Origin of the sequence: Bacillus sp. JH7, assembly GCF_001563515.1 — a bacterium.
Classification (GTDB): Bacteria; Bacillota; Bacilli; order Bacillales; family Bacillaceae_G; genus Bacillus_A; species Bacillus_A cereus.
The window spans coordinates 119,169-139,345 of record NZ_LPUS01000011.1; the positions used below are offsets into that span (position 1 = coordinate 119,169).

Genomic DNA, 20,177 nt, shown 5'->3' on the forward strand with positions numbered 1-20,177 from the left:
GGAATTCTAATGGACGTTGAGCTTCTTATATAAGAATGGGAAGTTGAACGCCCGTTAGAATGGGTTGTTAACAACAATTAATAAATATATATTAATTAATTGTTATATTTGTTTCTTATAGTTCATTGTAACTTATAAGATAAATACAGCTAGAAGGAGTGGGAACATGAAGAATTTTAAAATGGCACTATTAGCAATGGTACTAGTTGTGACTTCTGTACTATTTGCAGCTTGTTCTAACAAAGAAGAAGAAAAGAAAGCAGATGCAAAGACTGAAGAGCGCACTGTAAAACATGCAAAAGGGGAAATTAAAATTCCTGCAAACCCAAAGAAAATTGCTGACCTTAGTGGTTCAACAGAAGAATTATTAATTTTCGGTATGAAACCGGTTATTACTGCTAATACATCTCAAGAAAAAATTGATGCACATATTGAAAAGAAACTAAAAGACGTTAAACCAGTTGGTTCTGCTTGGGGCGATAAAATTAACATTGAAGCAGTAGCTGCTGCAAAACCAGATTTAATTCTTGTAAATAATCGTCAAGAAAAGATTTATGATCAATTATCTAAAATTGCACCAACAGTTATGTTAAACACTCCATTAGATCAATGGCGTCCAAAATTCGAAGAAGTAGGTCAAATCTTCGGTAAAGAAAAAGAAACAAAAGAATGGTTCAAAAAGTATGATGAAAAAGCAAGCAAATTACATGACAAAATCGTCGCTAAAACTGGTGAAGCAACATTTATGAAAATGGCTGCATATCCAAATGCTTTCCGCGTATATGGTGATTACGGTTACGGTAGCGTAATCTTTAATGATTTAAAACTACCAGCAGTTAAAGGTACACCAACTGATAAACCGTTAGTACAAGTACAAAAAGAAGCTTTAATCGATTACAACCCAGATTACTTATTCGTATTTACAACTGGTGACGGTTCTCAGCGCTTAAAAGAATTCCAAGAAGAATCAATTTGGAAAAACATGAACGCTGTTAAAAATAACCACGTATTTACAATTAAAAATGAAGACTTAAACAAAGGTTACTTCCCACTAGGGAAAGATATGATCTTAGACGAAGTTGCTGAATTCGTTTTAGGTAAATAATGTATAAAGGAAATCACTTTTACTTCGGTAAAGGTGATTTTTTCTTTTTATAAAGGGAATTAATACAGTCTTTCATTTCTTTCTGTTTCTCATTTCGTTTATAATATAAAGTAAGAATGTAGTAAAGAAAGGGGGATGTCGGAAAGTGGTATATTTAAACGACAAACTCAGCGAAACAAAAGTGTTTAAAGACCCAGTACATAAATATGTGCACGTGCGTGATCGTGTTATTTGGGATTTAATCGGAACGAAAGAATTTCAACGCTTGCGCCGTATTAAGCAGCTTGGAACGACATTTTTTACATTTCACGGTGCAGAGCATAGTCGCTTTACTCATTCGTTAGGTGTATACGAAATTATTCGTCGTATGATTGATGATGTGTTTGATGGCAGACCAAATTGGAATGCTGAAGATAGATTGTTATGTTTATGTGCGGCATTACTTCATGATGTCGGTCACGGCCCATTTTCTCACTCGTTTGAAAAAGTATTTTCATTAGATCATGAGAAATTTACGCAAAAGATTATCGTAGGCGATACGGAGATTAATGATGTATTAAGTCGTGTTGATAAGGAGTTTCCACAAAAGGTAGCAGATGTAATTGCAAAAACATCTACTAATAAATTAGCGATTAGTATGATTTCGAGCCAAATTGATGCGGATCGTATGGATTATTTATTAAGAGATGCTTATTTTACAGGCGTAAAGTACGGAAACTTCGATATGGAACGTATACTGCGTGTAATGCGTCCGTATGGGAATCAAGTAGTCATTAAAAATAGTGGTATGCATGCTGTTGAGCATTACATTATGAGTCGTTATCAAATGTATTGGCAAGTATATTTCCACCCGGTAACGCGAAGTGCAGAAGTTATTTTAACGAAGATTTTACACCGTGCGAAATCACTGCACGAGAAGTATTATACATTTAAAAATCATCCTGTTCATTTCTATTCTTTATTTGAAGAAGAAGTAACAGTAGAGGATTATTTAAAGTTAGACGAGAACGTTATGTATTACTACTTCCAAGTATGGCAGGAAGAAGAAGATTCAATTTTAAGCGATTTATGCCGCCGTTTTATGAATCGAAATCTATTTAAATATGTAGAGTTTACAGATAAACACGGTTTAGATAATTGGATGGAATTAAGTAGTTTATTTAAAAAGATTGGACTTGATCCGGAGTATTATTTAGTAGTTGATTCAACATCAGACTTACCGTATGACTTTTATCGTGCAGGAGAAGAAGAAGAGCGTCTACCAATCCTACTTCTTATGCCAAACGGAGAGCTTAGAGAGCTTTCACGTGAGTCGGATATTGTTGAGGCGATTACAGGTAAGAAAAGAACGGATCAAAAGCTATTCTATCCACATGATTTAATCTATGAAGATGGAAGAAAAGGAAAATATAAAGAGAGAATTATTGAGTTGTTAGAAGGAAAGAAATAAGAAGCAGCTAATGGCTGCTTCTTATGAAAAAACTTGAAATTATTTGTCACTTAAGCGTTTTCCGCCAACTGCATAATGGTTTTTAGACATTTCTTCGATGAAAACAACGATGTTTTCTTCAGGAGCACCAGTTGTTTCGCTTACTGCTGCTGTTACTTTCTCAGCAAGAGCTTTCTTTTGTTCTTCTGTGCGTCCTTCTAGCATTTTCACTGTTACGTATGGCATGTACAATCGCTCCTTTTATGTAAGTTACACTCTTATTATAGCGGATTATGGGGAAGAACAATCGAAAAAACAAATAATTTCTTTTTTTGACATATGGAAGAGGAGATGAAGCATGGATCAGTTATTTAGATACCCGTTGCACCAAATTCCTTTGGTAGCAATGGCCATTATTATCGCATTATCAGTTCATGAATTTGCACATGCATATGTAGCATATAAATTTGGAGACGATACAGCAAAGAGACAAGGCCGTTTAACGTTATCACCGATGGCACACTTAGATCCTATAGGTTTGATTGCAGTATTAATTCTTGGATTCGGTTGGGCAAGACCGGTTCCTGTTAACCCATATAACTTTAAAAGACCGCGTCTTGCAGGTATATTAGTTTCAATTGCAGGGCCGATTAGTAACTTAATTTTAAGCGCAATTGGTTTAATTATTTGGTATAGCTTAGTAAAATTTGGTGTATTATACTCAATTCCATCTGCAGTAGCAGATACGTTAGCTCAATTTTTCCAGATTTTTATTATGCTGAATATCGTTTTACTTGTATTTAACTTATTACCGATCCCGCCACTTGATGGGTATCGAGTTGTGGAAGATTTAGCGCCAGCAAATATTCGCGCGAAAATGATACAGTATGAAAAATACGGGGCAATTGCGTTATTAATTCTCGTTATTACACCGCTTAGTAATTACACAATTCAACCTATTTTCCAGGTAGTTATTCCGCATGTATTTGTATTTTTAGATAGCATCATTGCGCCTATTTTTGGCCTTTTATAATTTTTAAGTGAGGAGGATTTTACATATGACAGAGAAAAAGAAAAAAATCGGTTTTAATATCGTGAAAAATGATTCAACAGATGGACATGGTGGATTTGGTGTTGGGGCATTAAGCTTAGAAAACATTTCACCTGTATTTGTTGATGTACTAGAGAAAACTGCATTCGTTGATATTGGTGCGATGCACGCGCGTAGTACAGTAGAAAAAGGTATTAAGTTTTTAACAAATAAAGATGAAGTTCCAAACGGAAAACCATTTTGGCTTGTTTGGGTAACGATTGAAAGAACTGCGACAGGTGCGTATTATGCAGGTGTAACAGCTTGTGAAATGACAGTAGACCGTGAAATTCGCCGCGGATATAAATCACTTCCAGAGCACGTAAATAAAATGGATAAATCATTGAAGCGTCACATTATGGTTGACCATATGGATGAATCATCTAAAAAGGTACTTGGTACGTTCTTGAAAGAACATAATGAAGCTATTTGGAACGAATCTAGTGAAGAATTGCGCCGTGCATTATTAAGTGAATAAAAAATAGCTGACGGATGCCCGTCAGCTATTTTTTTTACCAAGGAAGATATTTTTTCCACCAACTTGCTTTTTTCTTTTCTTCAGTCGTTTTTTCAAATTCTTCTTTATCATCGACGTGATCCATACAATATTCAGTCGGTTCGGTACCTTTAGCGAAATACATTTTCACAGAAATAGGACAATTTTTTGTAGCAATTTTACCGTTCTCTGGATTGATATTAACCGCTACGACGTCACTTGGTTGTTTAAATTCTTTTTTTGGTTGTCCCTCTAACCCTTTCTCCATCGTATCAGTCCATATTTTCTTCGCATATCCTTGTTCTGCTACGTTTGAAATAGATTTAGGTTGATCATATCCGACCCACACACCAGTTACGATTTGCGGAGTAAATCCGATCATCCAACTATCCGTTTCAGTAGAACCAGATTTGCCGGCATATGTTCTTGATAGTTTGGATAACATCGATTGACCAGTTACAGCAGCATAGCTGCTTAGTTTCTTATTAAACATACCAGTCATCATTTCTTCCATTACAAACGCTTTGCTCTTGTCGAGAACTTGTTTACTCTCTAAATGAGCATCGTATAATATATTTCCTTCATGATCCATAATGCGGCGAATGAAAGTAGGTTTTACTTCTTTTCCACCGTTTGCGAACATGCTATAAGCGTTAACCATTTCAATTGGTTTTACTGGTGACGTACCGAGAGCTAGAGAAGGCACATCTTTTAATGCACTTTTAATTCCAAATTGTTTCGCTGTTTTTGCAAGCGCGTCATCGCCTAAAAACAAATTCGTTTTCACAGCATATATGTTATCAGAGACTGCGAGAGCTTGTGCCATCGTTACGAAATCATCTGCATAATAATCTTTATAGTTCTTCGGTTTATACTTTGAAACGCCGTCACCTAAGGTGAATACAGTATATTCGCTTTTTAAGCGCGTAGCAGGCGTGAATCCTCGTTCTAATGCCGCATAATATAGAAATGGCTTAAATGTAGAACCAGGCTGACGAATGGCTTGTGTAGCCCTGTTAAATTGACTCGTAGTATAATCAGTTCCACCAACAAGAGCAGCCACTTCACCTGTCTTTGGATTCATAGAGACGAGAGCAGTTTGTATGTTTGTTGTGTCAGGTATGTGATCTTTTACAGCTTGTTCTGCTACAGCTTGTAGTTTAGGGTCTAGCGTTGTATAAATTCGCAAGCCACCCCGTTGTAAAGCTTGTTCGTCTAATCCAACATCACGAAGGAGCGAAGCTTGTACAGCATCTTGGAAATATGGTGCGACCTCTGCTACTTTTTTCGTATCTAATGAGGCAAAAGTTAGTGGCTCTTTCTTCGCTAAGGCTGCTTGTTGCTTCGTAATATATCCTTGTTCTACCATTTCATCTAATATGAGAGCTTGTCGTCCTTTCGCACGATCCTCTTTCAAAAAGGGAGAATAGACACTTGGCCCTTTCGGGATACCTGCGAGCATACTAGCTTCTGCTAATGTTAACTCTTTTGCCGTTTTATCGAAATATAGACGGGATGCAGCTTCGATGCCATAAGCGCCATGTCCGTAATAAATTGTATTTAAATATCCTTCTAAAATATGATTTTTATTATAATTCACCTCAAGGCGAATTGTGTACATTGCTTCTAATAGTTTACGTTTCCACGTTTTATCATGATCTAAGTAAAGGTTACGAGCATACTGTTGTGTAATCGTACTAGCACCTTGGACTTTTGCCATCGCTTTTAAATCGGCAACAATGGCACCAGCAATACGTTTCATATCAAAGCCATGATGTTTGTAGAATCGTTGATCTTCAATAGATAGTGTCGCCTCTTTTACATAAGGTGAAATTTCATTAAGAGATACATTGTAACGTTTTTGCATTTCATTACTTTGTCCTATAACAGTGTCATCATTTGCGTAAAAGACGCTTGTTTGCGGGACCGCAACAGGAGGAGGTCCCATAATTTTTGCAACTATAATAATAACAAAAAAAGAAAAAACGAAGAAAAGGACGCAAGAAAACATTGCGGTGAAGAAAAGACGTTTATATTTTTTAAGTTTTGGATTCATAGTTTGATCCATCTTTTTTCAGCCCCTCATTAATACAAGCGTTATTGTATTAGTATTGAGGGTTTTCATTTATTTTAAACAATGAAATTTCGAAAATAAAAAAGCCCCTTCCATTAAGAAAGGAGCTCAAAGGCACGTGCTGGCCAATCAGTAATGATGACATCTACACCATAATCAATCATAGTTTGTAAATCTTTGTATTCATTAATTGTATATGGACGGAAAACATACCCTTGCTCTTGTGCTAACTGCACAAATTCTTTCGTTAATAACTGGAAGTTTGGATGTAATCCATTTGCTTCTCTATGTTTTGCTTCGGCAATTGGATCAGAAAGTGGTGTATCATATAAAATTGCTCTTGGGATTTCAGGAGCAATTTCTGCTAATAATGAAACAGAGTCATGGTTAAATGATGAAAATACAATTTGATTAGAAAGATGATATTCACGCACAAGTGCAACAGCTTTTTCCTCAATATTTGGGTAATGAATAACATCTGTCTTTAATTCAATATTTAGTTGTAAGTTCGTTGTGGAAAGCCAAATGAAAACCTCACGCAACGTTGGGATTTTTGCTTCATGGAAAGAAGGGTCTTTATAGCTACCAGCGTCCAATGATTGTAGTTCCTCTACCGTTTTTTCCGAAACAAGTCCAACGCCATTTGTTGTACGATCGACGGTTTCATCGTGAATTACGACAAGTTCACCATCTTTTGATAAGTGGACATCGAGTTCAATTCCGTGAGCGCCAATGCGTTCTGCTTCTTGGAAGGCAATCATCGTATTTTCGGGATGTGTTCCTTTTACTCCGCGGTGAGCGAAAATAAGTGGTTTACTCATGTGAAATTCTCCTTATTATCTCTTTTCTTTCATTATGAAACTGCTTTAGAGAAAATACAATTGAATATGACAAACATTTACAAAAGTCTAACAGTTGCAGAAAAGTTAACGTTAACGTAAAATGTAATAATTAAGTGAAGGGAGGAATAAACATGTATAAAATTGATGAAGTAACAAAGCAAGTCGGTTTAACAAAACGTACACTTCGTTATTATGAGGAAATTGGTTTAATTCATCCCCCAGAACGTAGTGAGGGAAATATTCGTCTGTATACGGATGAGGATATTGCCAGAATTAAAAAAATTGTAGAAGCGAAAGAAGTGCTAGGAATCACACTTCAAGAAATGCAGCATTTTTTATCATTAAAAGAAAGAATGGAGCAAAGAAGAAGTAGTGAAAATCCTCGTGACCGTGAAGTGATTCAAGAAATTAAAGAGATGCTTGAACAACAAGTGCAAACGTTAGACGAGAAAATGGAGCAAATGCAGCGTGTAAAGACAGAGCTTGAAGATAGCTTACATCGTGCAGTAACATTTTTAGAGAACACAAAAGGAGAGTAATCAAAATGGAGAGCAAACAAAAATTAGGGAGATTGATTACAGTGGTGGCTACCTTCCTTGCCTTTTCGGGTATAGGGGTAGTCGACCCAATTTTACCAAGCATTGCTGAACAAATTGGTGCATCGCATTGGCAAGTAGAGATGTTATTTACAGCATATATTTTAACGATGGCAATTATGATGTTACCAGCTGGAATATTCGCATCGAGATTTGGTGATAAACGAATGATGACGATTGGTCTTGCGATCGTGACTATATTTGCGTTTATATGCGGTATATCGCAAACGATTGCTCAATTATCTCTTTTCCGCGCTGGATGGGGATTAGGAAATGCGATGTTTTTTGCTACAGCAATGACGCTATTAATAGCATTAAGTAAAGAAGTTCATGAAGCAGTAGGATTGTATGAAGCAGCTATCGGTTTAGGGATGGCAGGCGGACCGTTATTAGGCGGGATATTAGGTGGACATTCTTGGCGTTACCCATTTTTTGCGACGAGTATTTTAATCTTCTTAGCATTTATTTTAGTTTTCTTTTTTGTAAAAGAACCGGAGCGAAAAGTGAAGCGTAAAGCGGCAGGCGTAGGAGAATTACTTAACTTAGTTAAATATAAACCGTTTATGCAAGGTGCGATTTCAGGAATGTTATACTACTACGGATTTTTCGTTGTGTTAGCATATTCACCACTTATTATGCATTTATCTGCTATTCAATTAGGGTTTGTGTTTTGCGGATGGGGATTAGCGTTAGCTTACGGTTCTGCAATTTTAGCCCATAAGCTAGAAGGTAAATATGAGCCGAAAACATTGTTGAAAGGAAGTTTACTCGTATTTGCGCTTTTCTTAATCGCGCTATTCTTTGTAAAAATTATGTGGTTACAAATTGTATTAATTGTTCTATCAGGATTAGCATCTGGATTAAATAATGCATTATTTACAAGTTATGTAATGGATATTTCACCTTATGAAAGATCTGTTACATCAGGTGTTTATAATTTCGTTCGTTGGTTAGGTGGTGCAATTGCGCCAATCTTATCAGGGGTCATCGGTCATACTGTTTCACCGCAAAGTCCGTTTTTAGTCGGTGGAATTGTTGTATTAGTTGGTTGCGTAATGCTTTTAATTCCGATTCAAAAACCGGTAGAAGTAGAGAAAAAAGCCCTTTCTTAAGAAAGGGCTTTTTTTATGCATAGATATTGGAGCCCTCTGACTAAAATATATTTTCGCTATTTTTTTACTTTTAACTATACTTTTTGGATGTTTTGTTTTATTTTTGTTAGGGGACATTAATGATGTCCCTATTATAAATTTGCATTGAAAGGCGTGATTGTATGATGGAACTATGGTTCACTGAAAAACAAACAAAACATTTTGGGATTACGGCGCGTATTAACCGCACATTACATACGGAGCAAACAGAATTCCAAAAATTAGATATGGTTGAAACGGAAGAGTTCGGAAACATGCTTATTTTAGATGGCATGGTTATGACAACAGAAAAAGATGAGTTCGTTTATCATGAAATGGTAGCGCACGTACCTTTATTTACACATCCAAACCCTGAAAACGTATTAGTTGTTGGCGGCGGTGATGGCGGTGTTATTCGTGAAGTATTAAAACACCCAAGTGTAAAGAAAGCAACTCTTGTTGAAATCGATGGAAAGGTAATTGAGTACTCTAAACAATACTTACCATCAATTGCAGGCGCATTAGATAATGAGCGTGTAGAAGTAAAAGTAGGAGATGGCTTCCTACACATCGCAGAGAGCGAAAATGAATATGACGTAATTATGGTAGATTCTACTGAGCCAGTAGGACCAGCAGTAAACTTATTTACGAAAGGTTTCTACGCTGGAATCTCTAAAGCGTTAAAAGAAGACGGTATTTTCGTTGCACAAACGGACAACCCTTGGTTTACACCAGAATTAATTACAACTGTGTTTAAAGACGTAAAAGAGATCTTCCCTATTACTCGTTTATACACAGCGAACATTCCAACTTACCCAAGTGGTCTTTGGACGTTCACAATTGGATCTAAAAAACATGATCCATTACAAGTAAGTGAAGAGCGTTTCCACGAAATCGAAACGAAATACTACACAAAAGAATTACACAATGCAGCATTCGCATTACCGAAATTTGTTGGTGATTTAATTAAGTAAGAAAATCGTATCAAATAAATAAAGTGTAAGTAGCTCATTTAAGGTGTTTGTCCAGAAGACTTGAACATGCTAGCTACTTACACTCCTGTAAAGAAAATCGTCTTCTTGTTATGAAACAGAAGACCCGGTAAATCGAGAAAGAGGAGCAATTCGCTCCAAATTTGAGAAATAGTGAAAGGTTGGGATACCTTAAGTTCCACATAAGGAGGAAAAGAATATGCGTTTTGATGAAGCTTATTCAGGTAAAGTATTTATTAAAAGTCATCCAAGTTTTGAAGAGTCAAAGGTAGTTATTTATGGGATGCCTATGGATTGGACAGTAAGTTACCGTCCGGGATCTCGTTTTGGCCCTGCACGTATTCGTGAAGTATCAATCGGTCTTGAAGAATATAGCCCGTATTTAGATCGTGAACTAGAAGAGGTAAAATATTTTGATGCGGGTGATATCCCATTACCATTCGGAAACGCACAACGCAGCTTAGACATGATTGAAGAGTATGTATCAAAACTTTTAGATGCCGATAAGTTTCCACTAGGTCTCGGCGGTGAGCACCTAGTGTCTTGGCCAATTTTTAAGGCAATGGCAAAAAAATATCCGGATTTAGCAATCATCCATATGGATGCTCATACTGATTTACGTGAGTCGTATGAAGGGGAGCCTTTATCCCACTCTACACCTATTCGTAAGGTGTGCGATTTAATTGGTCCGGAAAACGTATATTCTTTCGGTATTCGTTCTGGAATGAAGGAAGAATTCGAATGGGCAAAAGAAGTAGGTATGAACTTATATAAATTTGACGTATTAGAACCGTTAAAAGAAGTATTACCGAAACTGGCAGGACGCCCAGTTTATGTCACAATTGACATTGACGTATTAGACCCAGCTCACGCTCCTGGAACAGGAACGTTAGAAGCTGGAGGTATCACATCTAAAGAATTATTAGATTCCATCGTAGCAATTGCAAATTCAAATATAAATGTAGTTGGAGCAGACTTAGTAGAAGTAGCTCCAGTCTACGACCATAGTGATCAAACACCAGTCGCAGCAAGCAAATTCGTGCGGGAAATGCTGCTGGGTTGGGTGAAATAAAAGTGAAGCCGACTGTTTAGACCCGGTGACTAAGGTTCTTTCTTGCAAAAGGTGCTTTTTACCTTTTGGCAGGGAAGGTTCTTAGACGCAAGGGGCTAGGAGACGTAACTGGATAAAATAAAAGCGGAAGCGGCTCGCTCAGAATGTGGGGGGGATGGAGCTTCAGACGTAGAGGCGCTTTTTGCCTCGAAGGAAGAAGCGAAGCCACCAATCATTCTAGCCGCTGCAGCTAGATAAAATAAGAGCCCTCTATATGATTAGAGGGCTCTTATTTTGTCGTTATGTGTCGGTAAGTCGATATATTGAAAAAATCGCCGATATAATTCGAGTTGCGCCGATATATTAAAAAAATCGCCGATATAATTCGAGTTGCGCTGATATATTGAAAAAACCGCTGATATAATTTCAATTACCGTTACGCAACACAAAAAAAGCTATTCTCAAACGATGGGAATAGCTCTTTTTCTTATGCAACCTTCTCTTCCGAAGTAACTCCGCGAATTTCATCAGCAGAGCGGATTGGATATTTACGGAACACAATAGATCCAATGTATCCGACAATAGTGGTAACGATTCCACATAATATAGCAGCAATTGTTACTTTTACAACATCATTAAATCCGAATAGGACAAGAAGACCTGGAATTGGTGATGCTGTTCCTGGTGCATTATTAACAAGCTGGAATAGCGATGTAATAATACCGGCAAGTGCACCGCCAACGAAATTTGTCATATAGATTGGAATTGGATTTGCTGAGACAACATCGGCTTGTGTTAAAGGTTCGATTGCTACAGCAATTGTATCTTTCTTTGAACAAATTTTTAATCGTTTAAAGAAAATAAAGTTCATCGGGGCTGAGGCCGCAACGGCAAGACTACCAATCGCCATAGGTAAACCTGTTAATCCAAGCATTGCAGTTAGTGCCATAGAACTCAGTGGAGAGGTAGAAATAACTGTTATTAATCCACCAAGCATAATACCCATAATGATAGGGCTTTCTGTAGTTGCAACTGAAATCATAGAACCGATTTTACCGAGTGTTGCGTTAACAAGCGGATCCATAAGCATTGCCATTCCGCGTGAGATTGGTGCAGCGATAAATAGGATTGCTAAAAATTCCACGCCAGCTGGTAATTTCTTTTCGAGAAATTTCACGACGAAAGCACAAACGTATCCAGCGAAAAATCCTGGTAAAATACCGAATCCACTAGTAGCGATACCAATTAAAACAGCGTATACGGGGGAAACACCGATTGCTAATGCGACTAAAATCGCTGCTGCGACACCGCTCATACTACCGGAAGCTTCTCCTACTGATTGTAAAAAGTCATTATGAAACATTTCCCCACCTATATAACGGTGAAATGCTTCAATAAGAAAACTTGCGATTGCTGCATTAGCTAAAGCACCCATCGCCTTCATTCCATAAGGCGCACGGTAACTAAAAAGTGTAAATAGACAAAGTACAACAAGTAATAGTGCTAAACCTTGCAAGATAGCCATTTGAAAACTGTCTCCTTTGATTTTTGTAATAAAAATTCGTATCATTCAATAATAATATAAAAGTGTATGAAACGGAAAAATTTTTTCTTGGGAACTTGCTGTAAGAAAAATCCCTTACAATAATGTAAGGAAAGTGTAAGACTTTTAGATAGAGTATAGTATGCTCTTTTCCGTATAATACAAGTATAGATATAATACTAGTGAGAAAGAAGTGCAAACAGGAGGTTCATGTATGAAATTGGTAATTAAAGTTTTAGCTGTATTCGCCATTATTCTAGGTGGAACAGCGTATTATTTGAACACAAAAACAGAAGGTGTACATGCTTTTGTAGACAACTTCTTTTCAAATAAAGAAATACAAGATTATTATGCGGTTATAGATAAAGGTGAGAAAAAAGACGGAGAATACTTGTATACTTTTAAAGGGTATACAGAAGACGGAAAGTTACAGATCATTAAAAGAATGATGAACCGTGAATTGCATACGGGGGCGTTTATAAAAATTTATGCAAAAGGTATGCAAGGAAAAGGATGGGCTGAAATCCCGAAAGAATCTATTCCACAAAAAGCGTTGGAAAAAATAGAAAAACCATAAAAGGAGCGACTCATTCGCTCCTTTTTAGTGCGTTAAAATAGTGATAGATGTTTTTTCCTTGTTAGAAATAATTTTTGCACGTCCACCAATTGGGAAAGTGAAAATCGGGGTTGTATGCCCGAAACTTGCGTTTGCAATGATAGGAATATGTGCAAGTTCAGGTTTTGAAGCAATCATTTCTTGAATGTCTTCTATCGTACATTCTGCACCTTTTTGCATCTTTCCTATAACGATTCCCTTTATGTATTCAAAATCTTGCTGCTGCATAAGGGAATGTAAATAACGATCAAAAGTTTTAAGAGTAGATGTTCCAGTTAAACTATCTTCTTCAATAAATAAAATTTTGTCCTTTAAATTTGGCATATATGGTGTACCTTGCAGTAAGTTAAATGTGCTCATATTGCCACCGATAATATCTCCCGTAGCTTCTCCTTCCTGAATTGAAACGTATCCTTTATTTTTAATAAATTCTCGATTTTTCTGATCTATATACCAAGAATCATCGCTCCATGTTTCAGATGGCAGGACTTCAATAGGCTCATTAGAAGTTAAGCACTTTAAAAAGTAATCGGTTGTATACTCGAGCCCTTTCTCCATTCCAAAGGAAGAGAAATGGGGTCCTGAATATGTAACGAGACCTGTTTTTGCGTAAATTGCATTATTTAAAGCAGTAATATCTGAATAACCACAGAAAAATTTCGGATTTTTACGAATTAGATCATAATCGAGATGTTTCAATAAACCATTGGAGTTGTATCCGCCAAGTGTCGTCAAAATAGCTTTTACATTAGGGTCTCTAAATGCTTTATGGAGGTCTTGAATGCGGGAAGAAATAGAAGAGGAAGCAAATCGATCTATCTCATCGGCATATTTTGAGAATGTAACTTGAAAGCCCATGTCGGTTAATCTTTTTATAGCAAATTTTTTATTTTCATTTGAAACAATACTTAAACTACACGATGGTGAAATCACCCGTATTTCATCACCCTTTTTTAACTTTGTTGGTATCACTATATTCACCTCTTTAATTGAAAGAATATTTAGATTTAAAAAATATTTTATCATATAAAATAAAGTAGAAGTGAATTATTTTTTGAAATGGAGTTTTCCTGATTTTTCAGCAGACAGACAGAGTCTTTTTTTGATATGATAGGAAAAGTGATTTATTATAAGTAGTATTTAATATCTATAACATTTGAAAGGTGTGCAAGACGTGGAGAAACAACTTGCAGGCTTGCCGGTACACGTTCATTTCGTAACAGAAATCCGTGAAGGGGCGAGGAAGGAAACCGTTGCTTTTGAAGCAAATGGTCAATACTATGTAAAAGGTCAAGGTACATATGTAACATTCCAGGAGCCGAACGAACAAGGCGAAGTGAAAACAATTATTAAAATTCAAGATGAACAAGTTCTCATTATGCGTTCAGGTGCTGTTTCTATGCGTCAGACGCATGTGAAAGGTGAATGGACAACTGGTACGTATACGAGTGAACTTGGTACGTTTGCATTGCAAACAAAGACTGATAACGTTCTTTTTAAATGGTCGGATGAAAAGAAAAAAGGACAACTCTTCTTAACTTACGCATTGCTTCTAAGTGAACAAGAAGCTGGCAGATATACTATTACAATTAATTTGAAGGAGGCAAAATAATGAATTCCTTAGAACAAGTAAAAGGATTGATTAAAGAAGAAATTCAGGCTGCTGTATTAAAGGCAGAATTAGCGACAGAAGAACAGATTCCAAACGTTGTATTAGAATCTCCAAAAGATAAAACAAATGGTGACTTCTCTACAAATATGGCAATGCAACTTGCACGCGTTGCGAAAAAAGCACCTCGTATGATTGCAGAAGAACTAGTTGCAAACTTCGATAAAGCAAAAGCTTCTATTGAAAAAATCGAAATCGCTGGTCCTGGTTTTATTAACTTCTATATGGATAATAGCTACTTAACAGATTTAATTCCAACAATCGTAAACGCTGGTGAAGCTTACGGTGAAACGAATACTGGTAAAGGTGAAAAAGTACAAGTTGAGTTCGTATCTGCTAATCCAACAGGTGACCTTCACTTAGGACATGCACGTGGTGCGGCAGTAGGTGACACTTTATGTAACCTATTAGCAAAAGCAGGCTACGATGTATCTCGTGAGTACTACATTAATGATGCTGGTAACCAAATTCATAACTTAGCTCTTTCTGTTGAAGCTCGTTACATGCAAGCTTTAGGCTTAGATAAAGAAATGCCAGAAGACGGTTACCATGGTGCGGATATCATTGGAATTGGTAAACGTTTAGCAGAAGAATTCGGCGATCGTTATGCGAAAGCTGATGAAAAAGAAAGCTATGAATTCTACCGTGAGTACGGTTTAAAATATGAATTAGCAAAACTTCAAAAAGACTTAGAAAGCTTCCGCGTTAAATTTGATGTATGGTTCTCAGAAACATCACTATACAAAAACGGAAAAATCGATCAAGCTCTTGCTGTATTAAAAGAGCGTGAAGAGATCTTTGAAGAAGACGGCGCAACTTGGTTCCGTTCAATGACTTACGGCGATGACAAAAATCGTGTATTAATTAAAAACGACGGTTCTTACACATACTTAACGCCAGATATCGCGTATCACCGTGATAAATTAGAGCGTGGTTTTGATAAGTTAATCAACATTTGGGGTGCTGACCACCACGGTTACATTCCTCGTATGAAGGCTGCTATTCAAGCACTTGGTTACGATAAAGACACGCTTGAAGTAGAAATCATCCAAATGGTACAACTATACCAAAATGGTGAAAAAATGAAGATGAGTAAGCGTACGGGTAAAGCAGTTACACTTCGTGAGCTTATGGAAGAAGTAGGCGTGGACGCAATGCGTTACTTCTTCGCAATGCGTAGCGGTGATTCTCATTTAGACTTCGATATGGACTTAGCTGTATCAAAATCTAATGAAAACCCAGTATACTATGCACAATATGCTCATGCTCGCGTATGCAGTATCCTTCGTCAAGGCGAAGAATTAGGATTAGCTGTAGATGGAGATGTGAACTATAAACTTGTTACTTCTGAGAAAGAAGTAGAGTTACTGAAAAAACTTGGTGAATTCCCAGCTGTAGTTGCGGATGCAGCACAAAAACGTCTGCCACACCGTATTACAAACTATGCATTTGAATTAGCAGCAACATTACACAGCTTCTACAATGCAGAAAAAGTATTAAACCAAGATAACTTAGAATTAAGTAAAGCTCGTTATGAGTTAATGAAAGCAGTACGCACTACACTTCAAAATGCATTAGCAATCGTAGGAGTATCTGCACCAGAAAAAATGTAATGAAGAAAAGCGGAAGCGGCTCGTTTAGAATAGGAGGGGGATGGAGCTCCTGACAGAGAGGTGTACTTTGCCTCGGAGGAAGGCGCGAAGCCACCGAGTATTCTAGCCGCTGGAACTGGACAATAAAGAAAAGCGGAGCCGATTGTTTAGTCCCGAAGGCTAAGGTTCTTTCCAACAGAAGATGCATTTTATCTTCTCGTGAGGAAGGTTCTTAGACAGAAGGGGCTAGGAGGCAGAGCTGGACATAAAGAAAAGCGGAAGCGGACTTTCGTTTTTAAATAAAAGGCAATCACACGATGTTGTGATTGCTTTTTTATGTGGAGATAATAAAAAAAATTTATCAAACAAAAGGGGAATTTGCGTCGTCTTATATAAATGACAGGAGGCTTATGATGGAAGAAAAGATAGAAGAATTAATTGATATATATAAGCAGCAAATATATTCCTTATGCTATAAGTTAGCGAAAACGAAAGAAGATGCGGAAGATATTTTTCAAGAGACGTGGATAAAGGTTTTTTCATCAAGGCACCAACTTTCTTATGTGGATAATTATAAAAAGTGGATTACTACAATTTGCGTTCGTACATTTTATGACTTTTACCGCAAGAAGAAAAGATGGAAAGATCGCGTCTTAGATTTATTTCATAAAGAAGATGGTGGAGAAATAGATTTCGCAGATGATGTGAATATATCAGAAGAATTTATTCAAAAAGTGGAAGCGGAAATGATACGGGAAGTTATACAGCTATTGAATGAAAAATATAAAACCGTGCTCGTACTCTACTATTATGAACAATACTCTTATAAAGAAATGAGCGAAATATTAAATATACCGATTGGTACAGTGAAATATCGCCTTAATTATGCGAAGAAGCAAATGCGAGAACATTTGGAGGGGTTCGTTTATGACAGAAGATAAATTTGAACAGAAGGTAAAGAGTAGCTTAGCAGAAGAGATAACTCCAAGCGAAGAGCTAATAAATAACACGAAGCAGGGCGTGCGAAAGGCTCAGAAGTTAGAGAGGAAATGGATGATTTGTATTCACACCATTTGGATTGTTTTGTTAACAATTGTTATAGAACAATTTATCACTCATTTGGATCATAAAATTCCTATGCTGATAGCAAGTGTGATTACGATGCACGTATACATTCCGATATATGTTGTAATACAGTCGTTTTTAAAGAAGGAGTATAAATTACATGATAGAGTTCGCTAATCCATTTGTAGTATTTGAGATAGCTGGGATTACAATGTTTTTGGCTTTTATAGCACTTTTAATATGTGTTGGGTCATGGGTATATACAGATGCTAAAGCACATCAAATGAGCAAAGGATGGAGTATTTTAGCAGTTATATTACCATTCTTTATTGGGTTTTTATTATATATGGCAAGAAGAAGTAAAAAGAAGGTTGAAGGAGAACGTAAGGTGAATTTTGTTAAAAAACAGAAAGTAACATTAGTTGCGATATTGGCAAGCACAATGTTTGTATTACTTAGTGGTTTTACTTTTGCACAAACGTTAGATGATGCGTGGAGAGCCGGAGATATATATTTAGCAAATGAGAAGCAAGGGAAAACAAGTTACGAGGCAAAATTCTCATCATGGGATATTGCCGGTAAGGATATTGAATTTCAGTATGAAAAGGATACAGAAGTGACATTTTCTTATGAGACAGATGCAAAACGAGGAAACTTATGTTTTAGTGTGTATGAAAGACAAGGAGAAGGTATAAAAGAGTTAAAGGAAATTTGTGAATCGAAAAAAGGTACTTTTACAGTTACTTTAAAAGCAAATGAGGAATATGTATTGAATATAAGCGGATTAAAAGTAAAAGATGGATTTGTAAAAGTGAATTGGGAAGAGAAATAAAAGGGTCCTATAAAGGACCTCTTTTCTATTGAATAGTATAAGTAACAGAAAAACTAACAGGACTATAGTAAACGTAAGGTGCATGAAATTGAACGTACATATTTCCATCTGTTTTTGCAGTGAAAATTCGGCCGTAACCATCAGAATAACGTCCAATAAGGTTATGATTTGAGTCATAAACACTGTAACTAGGAGTTTTGCTGTTAGGTTGAATTGTTAACTCTTGTCCCTTTTGAAGGAAAACAGGTTCTTGTTCAGAACTACCTCCAGTTTGCAAAGAATAAAATTTTGTAAAGCTTTGTTCTTGAGCGGCAGCAGCGACTTTTGTTTCAGGAATAAACGCGGTAGCGCCGGTAATTCCTGCTAAAGTTAACGCACCTGCTAAAATCATTTTTTTCATAATAGAAAAAGCCTCCTTATAAGTTGTAATCGGTATTGTTACAGTTAATATTGTATACGATAATGAGTAGGATAAAATATGCTTTTATGCATATATATTTTTTCTCAATAAAAGACCACTGATAAAAATCAGTGGTCTTTTATTGATTAAGCAGCTTTCTGTTCAGTTTGAGTAACAGGTTTTTGAAGCGAGTTATAAACACCTGTTCCGATAACGTCTAATGCCATTTTCATTCGTTCAGGTGAAATGTTTTCTAATACGTTATCTTGAGGTGTATGGTATACCTTCTCAATATGATAGATTAATGGATTCCAACTATCGACACCCATCCAAATAAATAGAGCAGCAGGAATACCAGCTTCAGCAAATGGAACATGATCACTAGAACCGAATTTACCTTGTAGGACGAGGTCATTATTTAGTTGTTTACCTGCTTGCAAGGCAGCATCTGTTACAAAGTTTGTAGAGCCATCAGGTGTCATAGCGTATAAATTCTTTGCTTTATCATAATTTGTTGCAACCATGTCGGCGTTAAAGACACCTAAAATACGGTCGCGTTCTTTTTGGGATAGACTATTCACGTAATAATCCGAACCAAGTAATCCAGTTTCTTCAGAACCAAAGGTAATAAAGCGAATTTCTTTATCAGTTTCTACATTTTGAAAAGCACGAGCTAGTTCTAATACTAATCCAGTTCCAGAAGCATTATCATTTGCGCCAGGTGCTCCGATAACACTATCATAGTGCGAACTTACAACGACTGCTTTTTCATTACCTGTACTCTTTTTTGGTTTCTTTTTTGCGATAACATTTTGAGATGTTAATTTAGATTCATGTCTTGCCTTTAGAGAAAGGATTGTAGTTCCTTTTTTCGCAATTTCTTCTTTAAATGCATTTCCTTGCGCATAAGCAAGGCCAAATACAGGTACAGATTGTTTTTTCGTTAAACGAGGATTGAAAGTTTGCCCATAATTTCCGCGTCCGCCAATTAAACTGTATAAAAGAACACCTTTTGCACCTTTGCTAACAGCATTTTCAACTTGTTTATTATAGTCGGTAACTGTCGTTCCTCTTTCAAATAAAACAATTTTACCGTTTACTTCATTTGGAATATCTTCTAATTTTGTCCCACCTTGAACAAAGATAAGGGGAGCTGTAACAGCTTCTGTAGAAATTAGTGCATTAGGAGCAGCACCAGCTTGCCAATTACGTTTTGTTGATAGGGGTGATTCAATGAATCCAACGTATTGATCGGGCACCTGAAATGGTTGATATTCTACTTCATAGCCCATTGATTTAAGCTGCATACCAATGTAACGAGAAGCCCATTCTTCGGATTTTGTTCCACCGGGGCGAGGACCAATTGTTTCAGATAAGAAACGAACATGTTCAATCGCGCGGTTTGGATCAATCTGTTTTGTAATAGATGGAGTTTGTGTAACCTCTGACGTGGAATCCGCTTTTGCTTGCCCAATTGGAGCTAAGCTAACAGCAAGTGATACAGCAAGCAAAGAGCTTACTATTTTTTGTTTCAATGATTTTCTCATTTTTTCCTCTCCTATTCTTCTATTCTCTCTGACTGACAAAAGAAGACGGATAATGACTTTATTTTACCTTCACACCTTTTATTTTTCAATATTCTGACATTGAGAAAT

The 20,177-nt window shown here is 36.7% G+C and carries 21 protein-coding genes; 14 read left to right on the forward strand and 7 right to left on the reverse strand.

What is annotated here, in order from left to right; translation table 11 throughout:
* Nucleotides 1-166 precede the first annotated feature (166 nt).
* Nucleotides 167-1,105, forward strand: a complete 939-nt coding sequence (locus AU379_RS18000) for an ABC transporter substrate-binding protein (protein ID WP_000787724.1) — start codon at nucleotides 167-169, stop codon at nucleotides 1,103-1,105.
* A 145-nt stretch (nucleotides 1,106-1,250) separates the two neighbouring features.
* Nucleotides 1,251-2,555 (forward strand): HD domain-containing protein, encoded by a 1,305-nt coding sequence (locus tag AU379_RS18005; RefSeq protein ID WP_000262731.1) that lies wholly within the window; start codon nucleotides 1,251-1,253, stop codon nucleotides 2,553-2,555.
* A 39-nt stretch (nucleotides 2,556-2,594) separates the two neighbouring features.
* Here AU379_RS18005 and AU379_RS18010 read toward each other — a convergent pair whose 3' ends face one another.
* Nucleotides 2,595-2,780: a 2-hydroxymuconate tautomerase gene (locus AU379_RS18010; protein ID WP_001147171.1), complete on the reverse strand. Its 186-nt coding sequence runs from the start codon at nucleotides 2,778-2,780 to the stop codon at nucleotides 2,595-2,597.
* A gap of 112 nt (nucleotides 2,781-2,892) precedes the next feature.
* Here AU379_RS18010 and AU379_RS18015 point away from each other — a divergent pair, with 112 nt between their 5' ends.
* Complete coding sequence (locus AU379_RS18015; RefSeq protein WP_061139580.1) at nucleotides 2,893-3,567, forward strand: site-2 protease family protein; 675 nt, start codon at nucleotides 2,893-2,895, stop codon at nucleotides 3,565-3,567.
* A 25-nt stretch (nucleotides 3,568-3,592) separates the two neighbouring features.
* On the forward strand, nucleotides 3,593-4,102 hold the full coding sequence (locus AU379_RS18020) for a YwhD family protein (RefSeq protein WP_000136678.1): 510 nt from the start codon (nucleotides 3,593-3,595) through the stop codon (nucleotides 4,100-4,102).
* 34 nt (nucleotides 4,103-4,136) lie between these two features.
* On the opposite strand, the gene AU379_RS18025 is transcribed toward AU379_RS18020, so the two are convergent.
* Both AU379_RS18025 and AU379_RS18030 read right to left on the reverse strand, forming a co-directional pair.
* On the reverse strand, nucleotides 4,137-6,188 hold the full coding sequence (locus AU379_RS18025) for a PBP1A family penicillin-binding protein (RefSeq protein WP_000372966.1): 2,052 nt from the start codon (nucleotides 6,186-6,188) through the stop codon (nucleotides 4,137-4,139).
* A 101-nt stretch (nucleotides 6,189-6,289) separates the two neighbouring features.
* A complete protein-coding gene (locus tag AU379_RS18030) occupies nucleotides 6,290-7,015 on the reverse strand; it encodes a glycerophosphodiester phosphodiesterase (RefSeq protein WP_000042788.1) in 726 nt (241 codons plus the stop codon).
* A 152-nt stretch (nucleotides 7,016-7,167) separates the two neighbouring features.
* On the opposite strand from AU379_RS18030, the gene AU379_RS18035 reads away from it, so the two are divergent.
* From AU379_RS18035 to speB, 4 genes are all read left to right on the forward strand, one after another.
* The gene (locus tag AU379_RS18035; RefSeq protein ID WP_000276557.1) at nucleotides 7,168-7,575 is read left to right on the forward strand and encodes a MerR family transcriptional regulator; all 408 of its coding nucleotides are present in this window, start codon (nucleotides 7,168-7,170) and stop codon (nucleotides 7,573-7,575) included.
* A 5-nt stretch (nucleotides 7,576-7,580) separates the two neighbouring features.
* A complete protein-coding gene (locus AU379_RS18040; protein ID WP_000444243.1) occupies nucleotides 7,581-8,744 on the forward strand; it encodes an MFS transporter in 1,164 nt (387 codons plus the stop codon).
* A 164-nt stretch (nucleotides 8,745-8,908) separates the two neighbouring features.
* Entirely contained in the window at nucleotides 8,909-9,736 is an 828-nt protein-coding gene (speE, locus tag AU379_RS18045) for a polyamine aminopropyltransferase (RefSeq protein WP_000424698.1), read from the forward strand.
* 217 nt (nucleotides 9,737-9,953) lie between these two features.
* Nucleotides 9,954-10,826, forward strand: a complete 873-nt coding sequence (gene speB, locus AU379_RS18050; protein ID WP_001209831.1) for an agmatinase — start codon at nucleotides 9,954-9,956, stop codon at nucleotides 10,824-10,826.
* Nucleotides 10,827-11,292: 466 nt separating this feature from the next.
* On the opposite strand, the gene AU379_RS18055 is transcribed toward speB, so the two are convergent.
* Nucleotides 11,293-12,330, reverse strand: a complete 1,038-nt coding sequence (locus AU379_RS18055; RefSeq protein ID WP_000996332.1) for a PTS sugar transporter subunit IIC — start codon at nucleotides 12,328-12,330, stop codon at nucleotides 11,293-11,295.
* 232 nt (nucleotides 12,331-12,562) lie between these two features.
* Here AU379_RS18055 and AU379_RS18060 point away from each other — a divergent pair, with 232 nt between their 5' ends.
* On the forward strand, nucleotides 12,563-12,925 hold the full coding sequence (locus tag AU379_RS18060; RefSeq protein WP_000779920.1) for a YxeA family protein: 363 nt from the start codon (nucleotides 12,563-12,565) through the stop codon (nucleotides 12,923-12,925).
* 24 nt (nucleotides 12,926-12,949) lie between these two features.
* Here AU379_RS18060 and AU379_RS18065 read toward each other — a convergent pair whose 3' ends face one another.
* A complete protein-coding gene (locus AU379_RS18065; RefSeq protein ID WP_000613231.1) occupies nucleotides 12,950-13,936 on the reverse strand; it encodes a S66 peptidase family protein in 987 nt (328 codons plus the stop codon).
* A 202-nt stretch (nucleotides 13,937-14,138) separates the two neighbouring features.
* On the opposite strand from AU379_RS18065, the gene AU379_RS18070 reads away from it, so the two are divergent.
* The 5 genes from AU379_RS18070 (at nucleotide 14,139) to AU379_RS18090 (ending at nucleotide 18,122) form a co-directional block, all read left to right on the forward strand.
* Nucleotides 14,139-14,576, forward strand: a complete 438-nt coding sequence (locus tag AU379_RS18070) for a DUF1934 domain-containing protein (RefSeq protein WP_000414867.1) — start codon at nucleotides 14,139-14,141, stop codon at nucleotides 14,574-14,576.
* Complete coding sequence (argS, locus tag AU379_RS18075; protein WP_001086446.1) at nucleotides 14,576-16,246, forward strand: arginine--tRNA ligase; 1,671 nt, start codon at nucleotides 14,576-14,578, stop codon at nucleotides 16,244-16,246. Before AU379_RS18070 ends, argS begins: the two co-directional genes overlap by 1 nt.
* Before the next feature lie 392 nt (nucleotides 16,247-16,638).
* Complete coding sequence (locus tag AU379_RS18080) at nucleotides 16,639-17,166, forward strand: RNA polymerase sigma factor (protein WP_000391479.1); 528 nt, start codon at nucleotides 16,639-16,641, stop codon at nucleotides 17,164-17,166.
* Nucleotides 17,153-17,467, forward strand: coding sequence for a hypothetical protein (locus tag AU379_RS18085; RefSeq protein ID WP_000133820.1), 315 nt, complete (start codon nucleotides 17,153-17,155; stop codon nucleotides 17,465-17,467). The genes AU379_RS18080 and AU379_RS18085 overlap by 14 nt, the downstream gene beginning before the upstream one ends.
* A complete protein-coding gene (locus AU379_RS18090; protein ID WP_044585033.1) occupies nucleotides 17,451-18,122 on the forward strand; it encodes an ECF-type sigma factor negative effector in 672 nt (223 codons plus the stop codon). The genes AU379_RS18085 and AU379_RS18090 overlap by 17 nt, the downstream gene beginning before the upstream one ends.
* A 25-nt stretch (nucleotides 18,123-18,147) precedes the next feature.
* On the opposite strand, the gene AU379_RS18095 is transcribed toward AU379_RS18090, so the two are convergent.
* On the reverse strand, nucleotides 18,148-18,522 hold the full coding sequence (locus AU379_RS18095) for a hypothetical protein (RefSeq protein WP_000738223.1): 375 nt from the start codon (nucleotides 18,520-18,522) through the stop codon (nucleotides 18,148-18,150).
* 146 nt (nucleotides 18,523-18,668) lie between these two features.
* Nucleotides 18,669-20,069, reverse strand: coding sequence for a M28 family metallopeptidase (locus AU379_RS18100; protein ID WP_061139581.1), 1,401 nt, complete (start codon nucleotides 20,067-20,069; stop codon nucleotides 18,669-18,671).
* Nucleotides 20,070-20,177: the final 108 nt, after the last annotated feature.